The 6,023-nt window shown below is 58.7% G+C and carries 6 protein-coding genes; 3 read left to right on the forward strand and 3 right to left on the reverse strand.

The window, feature by feature from the left end; genetic code table 11:
• Positions 1–132 precede the first annotated feature (132 nt).
• The 3 genes from I4W09_RS04100 to I4W09_RS04110 all read right to left on the reverse strand — a co-directional run bounded on the left by I4W09_RS04100 (position 133) and on the right by I4W09_RS04110 (position 2,600).
• Positions 133–624, reverse strand: coding sequence for a type II toxin-antitoxin system VapC family toxin (locus I4W09_RS04100; protein ID WP_271756704.1), 492 nt, complete (start codon positions 622–624; stop codon positions 133–135).
• Positions 617–997, reverse strand: coding sequence for a hypothetical protein (locus I4W09_RS04105; protein WP_161115069.1), 381 nt, complete (start codon positions 995–997; stop codon positions 617–619). The genes I4W09_RS04100 and I4W09_RS04105 overlap by 8 nt, the downstream gene beginning before the upstream one ends.
• A 217-nt stretch (positions 998–1,214) precedes the next feature.
• A complete protein-coding gene (locus I4W09_RS04110) occupies positions 1,215–2,600 on the reverse strand; it encodes a M18 family aminopeptidase (protein WP_196032139.1) in 1,386 nt (461 codons plus the stop codon).
• A gap of 161 nt (positions 2,601–2,761) precedes the next feature.
• Here I4W09_RS04110 and I4W09_RS04115 point away from each other — a divergent pair, with 161 nt between their 5' ends.
• From I4W09_RS04115 to I4W09_RS04130, 3 genes are all read left to right on the forward strand, one after another.
• The gene (locus I4W09_RS04115) at positions 2,762–3,847 is read left to right on the forward strand and encodes a carcinine hydrolase/isopenicillin-N N-acyltransferase family protein (protein WP_195520689.1); all 1,086 of its coding nucleotides are present in this window, start codon (positions 2,762–2,764) and stop codon (positions 3,845–3,847) included.
• Positions 3,848–3,987: 140 nt separating this feature from the next.
• Positions 3,988–5,067, forward strand: a complete 1,080-nt coding sequence (locus I4W09_RS04120; RefSeq protein WP_196032142.1) for a 6-phosphofructokinase — start codon at positions 3,988–3,990, stop codon at positions 5,065–5,067.
• A 578-nt stretch (positions 5,068–5,645) separates the two neighbouring features.
• Entirely contained in the window at positions 5,646–5,966 is a 321-nt protein-coding gene (locus I4W09_RS04130) for a multidrug transporter (RefSeq protein ID WP_195543977.1), read from the forward strand.
• Positions 5,967–6,023: the final 57 nt, after the last annotated feature.

Here is a 6,023-nt window from a genome sequence, read left to right on the forward strand (position 1 = left end):
CGCCGTTTGGCCAATCTGCCGTTCAATTTCAAAGGCGCGACCAGAAGGTCGGCGCCTTTTCATTTCGCGGCACCTTGACTCAAACGGCGGACTCTCGCTGACTTTTATTCGACCTGTGAGGTCTTCAAATTGTTAGAGCGTTGCTAAGTAATTCTTTGCGTCTTCTACGCTCATTGCGGCGACTGGTGCGTGCGAGCAGAGCTTGACATCGTTGGTGACCAGAAGGTCTGCCTTTGCGCGCATCGCTGCCGCGATGATTAAATCGTCTTCGTAATCGCTATGGAGATTACGCTGCTTGCTCGCCATCCATATGTCACTCAGGTCGCAGGGTACCGGCGTGGCAAGTTGCGACAACACGTCGAGGCAATCCCATGCAAGTGATGTCGCCGCCACGGAGGCATCTTGGGATAGCGAGCCATGCTCGCGCCGATACCACGCCTTATGTTCGCTCGAAATCAAATAGAACAGGTCTTTGGACGATGTCGCCGCATACAGCAAATCAACTTGAGCCGCGCATGCATCACGTAGAAACTCAATCGCCGCTGAACGACCGCGTCGCCGGGGAATGAAGTAATCGAGCCACACGTTGGTGTCAACCAAGATGCGCTTTGGATTCTCATTCACAGAGCCAGCTCATCTCCTCGCCGTAGCGATCCGCGTAGGCGTTCCGTTTGAGTTCTTCATCGCCCGAGGGCTGCACCTTAGCCAAGTCAATTTCCGATTCACGGCAAGCAGCAGCGAACAGTTGCGAACCCCGGTCGATGAGTTCGAACTTGTGCTTGGCGACTTTCTCCCGCTCGCGCTGTTCCGCCCGGGCACGACTGGGCGAAAGGAGGTCCTGGAGCGCGCCGGGCCGATCAGCCAGAGACGCCGCAAGTTGCCAAAGCGCACGCACCGCTTGGCTCGGTGTCATGCCAGCGCTAGAGAGCGCAGCATCACCGCTCCGCTTGAGATCGGCATTGAGACGCACGTTGATCTGAGCTGACGCCGTAGTCATGGTTCCTCCTTATCATCTCCTATGCCAATCATAAAATACAATGGTAGATACGTAAAGCACGTATAGCATTTATTAGCATTAGCCGCACTCTGTGCACAAAAAGCCGCCGAGGTGCACTGCACCTCAGCGGCCACGTACCACCGATCTAGGTCGGTTTCATCCTTTGCATTTGCCCAGATAAAACCTGCCAAAATAAACCTGTCCCTTTTTGGCAGGTTTAGAGTTCCACGCTTTCGGCGCCGTTGATGGTTAGGTTTCGCTCGTAGAAGGCGGTGAGGGCGCGGATGGCGTACATCACGTCGCGCACGCCGCCGGTCTCGTAGCTCGAGTGCATGGCAAGCTGCGGCAGGCCCACGTCCACGGCATGCATGCTCGCCTGCATGTTCGACAGATTGCCCAGCGTAGAACCGCCAGCCATATCGCTCTTGTTGGCGAAGGCCTGCGTGGGCACGTCGGCGTCATCGCAAATGGCTTGGAACACCGCGCGGCTAAAGGCATCGGTGCAATAGTGCTGGTTGGCTGCCTCCTTGATGACGATGCCACCGTTGAGCACCACCTGGTTGCGGGCATCGCACTTCTCGGCGTGGTTGGGGTGCACGGCATGTGCATTGTCGCAGCTCACGAGCATCGAGGCAGCAAGCGCACGGTGGTACGATTCGTCGTCAAAGCCCAGCGAGCCGTTAATGCGGCGCAACGCGTCCGCCAAGAACGTCGACATGGCGCCCTGCTTGGTCTCGGAGCCAACCTCCTCGTTATCAAAGCAGCAGAAGACCGAGACGTCATGCGCGTTCTCGGCACCCAAAAATGCCTGCAGAGAGGTGTAGGCGCATGCCAGGTCGTCGAGCTTGGGCGTCGAGATAAACTCATCGGCCCAGCCCCAAATGCGCGCATCCTGACGATTGACCAGGAACAGATCGCGGCCCAAAATTTGCTCGGGCTCAACGTCCAGTTCGTCGGCGATCAGAGCATCAAAGTCGCCCTGCTTAAGGTCACCGGCGCTGATGAGCGGGCACAGGTCGACAGCACGATTAGGCGCAAAGCCCTCGTTAACGCCGCGGTTCATGTGGATGGCAAGGCTCGGGATGATGGCGACTTCGCGCTCGGTAGCGAGCAAACGACTCTCGATACGGTCGCCCTCGCGTACCAGCACGCGGCCCGCGAGTGCCAGCGGACGGTCGAACCAGGTGTAGTCGATCATGCCGCCGTAGGCCTCGGTGTTCAGGCGCAGCGTCTCGCCCGCGCCGTCGAGCTCGGGCACGTCCTTAACCTTAAACGTCGGCGAGTCGCTGTGCGACGCCGTCAGCTGAAAATGGTAGTCGCCGGCAACGCCGTCCTCGCCCCACGTCGCGGCCAGGTCCTCGCCCACCTTAAAGGCAACAACGCTCGAGGTGTTGCGCTGCGTGTAATAACGCCCGCCCGGTTCGATGTCCCACGCCGCATTCTCGGGCAGGTAGGTAAAGCCCGCCTCGTCGAGCTCGGCCATAATGGTCGCCGCCGTATGGAACATACTGGGGCATGCCTCGATAAAGTCGATAAGGTCGTTGGCGGCCTCGATATCATCGGCCGTCACGTGCGCGCGCTCGGGCGTTTCCTGATCCGTCATGCTCTCCCCTTTCGCTGGGTTGATGGTCCCCTCCAGCATACCCCGCCACGCCAGCGCCGCACTCTTCATTCCGTGCTTAATTCCGCACCGCTCACCAAGTTGAGCCATCATGCCCGCGCCCCTTTTGCGACAATTGCGCTAACAGGACGAGAGGAACCGTCATGAAGCCACGTAACATTGCCATCGCCTGCGGTGGCGCGGGAGTCGCCGTCGGCTTTGCCGCTGCCGCCGGCATCGTTTACCGCAAGCAAATCAAGTCCGCCGCGTCGCTCAGACGCTTGACCGGCTACGCGGATGGCTATGACCTGTACGCAATCGACATCGCCTACGACTACGATCTTGATCGCATCATCGCCGCTGGCGTGCGCGACGACCAGGCCTACATCGATGCCGTGGTGGCGCAGGTGCTGCCCGGTGTGCCGGTACATGTCCAGGCGCCCCAGTTTGCCTGCAGCGCTTTTGTCGCCGTAGATGCCGAAGGCCGCGTGCGCACCGGTCGCAATTACGACTTTAAAGACGACACCTCGGCGCTGCTGGTGCGCAATCACCCACGCGGCGGCTATGCCTCCATCGGCTTTGCCGCCCTCAATAACCTGGGCGCCAACACTCCGCTTGACTCCGTCACCGGACGCGCTGCGGCGTTGATGGGCCCGTTTGCCCAGCTCGACGGTGTTAACGAATGCGGCGTGTCCATTGCCGTACTCACCCTGGATTCCCAGCCCTGTGACCAGGACACGCAACGGCCCGTCATCAACACTTCGCTCGCCATCCGTCTGGTGCTCGACCGCGCGGCTACCACGCAAGAGGCAGTCGACCTGCTTTCCGCCTACGACATGCACGCCATGGCAGGACGCGATTACCACTTCTTTATCAACGACGCCGCCGGTGACGCGCGCGTAGTAGAGTGGGACCCGCGCGATCCGGACCGCGCTTTCAAAGCGACTCCTGTACGCCAGGTTACGAACTTCTACGCCTGCTATGGCGACGAAGTGCTGCCCAACCAAAAGAATGGCGAGCTGGGCCATGGTAAAGAGCGCGCCGTTGCAATCGCCGATGTCCTTGATACCCATGTCGGTGCCCAGGACGAAACGATTGTCTGGGAAGCCCTGCGTGCCGCAGCGCAAGAGCCCAATCCGGAAGACATCACCAGCAATACGCAATGGTCGGTCGTCTTTGACAATACCGAACCCGCCGCCGCCATTACGCTGCGCCGCCACTGGGGCGACGTCGACGCCTTCGCACTGTAAGGACCCAGGCCCGTCGACCTTACGCTCGCCTGACGTTGCTTACATTTCTATACGCTTGAGCTAACACGTTTTACCCCCGTATCAACAGTGTGCGGGGGTAAACTTATGCGCATGTTATAACTTGCCCGGAAGGATTCATCATGCTCAGGATCGGTCTTCTTACCAGTGGCGGCGACTGTCAGGCGCTCAACGCCACCATGCGCGGCATCGTCAAAACGCTTATGACCAATAGCGAAGAACCTATCGAGATCTATGGTTTTGAGGACGGCTACCAGGGCCTTATCTACAGCAGGTTCCGCGTCATGTCGCCCGCCGATTTAAGCGGCATCCTCACCCGCGGCGGCACCATCCTGGGCACGAGCCGCACGCCGTTCAAGCGTCTGGATATTCCCGAGGCCGATGGCATCGAGAAGGTACCCGCAATGGTCCACACCTATCATAAGCTGCAGCTCGACTGCCTGTTTATGCTGGGCGGTAACGGCTCCACCAAGACCGCCAACCGCCTGCGCGAAGAGGGCCTCAACGTTATCGCCCTGCCCAAGACCATCGATAACGACACCTGGGGCACCGAGCTGACGTTTGGCTTTACAAGCGCCATCGACGTCGCCACCAAGTGCATCGACGACATCCACACCACTGCGTCGAGCCACGGCCGCGTGTTTGTCATCGAGATCATGGGCCACAAGGTTGGCTGGATCCCGCTGTACGCCGGCGTCGCAGGCGGTGCGGACGTCATCCTGATCCCCGAGATCCCCTACGACATGGATAACGTCATCAAGACCATCGAGCATCGCATGGAGACCGGCAGCCGCTTTACGATTGTAGCCGTCGCCGAGGGCGCTATCTCCAAGGAGGACGCGGCGCTGTCCAAGAAGGAGTACAAGAAGAAGCTCGCCGAGCGTACGAGCCCCTCGATTGTCTACGACATCGCCAAGGAGATCGAAGCCAAGACTGGTCGCGAGACCCGCGTCGCCATCCCCGGCCACACGCAACGCGGCGGCCAGCCCGACGCCCAGGACCGCATCTTTGCGACCCAGTGCGGCGTCGAGGCGGCACTTGGCTGCCTACGCGGCGAGTTTGGCTACATGATCGCCCTGCGCGACGGCAAGATGTGCCACATGCCGCTCGAGGAGGTCGCCGGCAAGCTCAAGTATGTCGATCCCCAGAGCGACCTGGTGCGCGAGGCCAAGGCGTTGGGCATCAGCTTCGGCGACGAATAGCCTCAGCCGAAATTCATCCCATCGGGCCCTCCGACCCCGCCCGACGTATTTCGATTTGGCTCCTCCCTTGACTCCGTCAAAGGTCGCCAATCGAAATCGTCGGGCGGGGTCGGAGGGCCCTGCGTTTACATACTCGCCGAGGTTATTCGTCTTCTTGCTGCGGGTGCCTGGCCTGAAATTCAGTTGCGGTGAAATAGTTCCTGCTTAGCCCGCAAATGGCTGAATCTAGGAACTATTCCACCGCAACTTACGTATGATCGGAGCGGCTACAGCACAAGCATCGGCGTTCGTTTGATGGTCCGCCACGAAATGGGGCCATCTACTACGTTTAACTCGATGGGGCCAACCATGACCGCCTTTTCGAAAATCGACAGGCCTTCTACCTGCGGTTTTGTTTTTTGTTTTCCCGGCATGGTTGAGGGTATCCAATTAAACATAGTAGATAGGCCCATTTTGTGGCATACGACCCATTCAAGCCCTATCTCGAAGGCTAAAGAGAGCCTCTCATCCACGCTTGCGAGCGAAAACCAAATAGAATGAAAGGCAAATGAAAAGCCCGTTTGACGAGCGGAGGACATATGCGCGACGTAGCCGAAAGCGACTGGAAGCTGTTTAAGAAAATGCTTCCTCAATGGCAAGAACGTTATATGGAAAAGCTCATCGGCCAGTACGTTGAGATACTGAATGGCGACAGCGAAGCGTCCAGTAGATTTTGGGCACTAGAAGAGAGCCTCAATAGAAACAAGCTGTCCTCAGGCGTAATTGCAAACGACATTCGCCGCAGCACAATGCACCGCGAGATAGCCAATTTGCTTATCGACAGCGTGATTACCCTTGACGACCTTGACGGTTTTACCGAGGACATTAAGAGCTATGCGCAGCACTGGATTGGCCAGTAAGGGCACTGAGCGACAAATATCCCCAGCAAAACGGGGCAAACGCCGGACCACCTCATG

The sequence above is a fragment of the Collinsella aerofaciens genome (assembly GCF_015670795.1).
GTDB lineage: Bacteria > Actinomycetota > Coriobacteriia > Coriobacteriales > Coriobacteriaceae > Collinsella > Collinsella aerofaciens_Q.

Coding starts and splice junctions, on each gene's coding strand:
- I4W09_RS04130 (WP_195543977.1), top strand. CDS start 5,646: ATGCGCGACGTAGCCGAAAGCGACTGGAAGCTGTTTAAGAAAATGCTT.
- I4W09_RS04110 (WP_196032139.1), bottom strand. CDS start 2,600: ATGACGGATCAGGAAACGCCCGAGCGCGCGCACGTGACGGCCGATGAT.
- I4W09_RS04105 (WP_161115069.1), bottom strand. CDS start 997: ATGACTACGGCGTCAGCTCAGATCAACGTGCGTCTCAATGCCGATCTC.
- I4W09_RS04115 (WP_195520689.1), top strand. CDS start 2,762: ATGAAGCCACGTAACATTGCCATCGCCTGCGGTGGCGCGGGAGTCGCC.
- I4W09_RS04120 (WP_196032142.1), top strand. CDS start 3,988: ATGCTCAGGATCGGTCTTCTTACCAGTGGCGGCGACTGTCAGGCGCTC.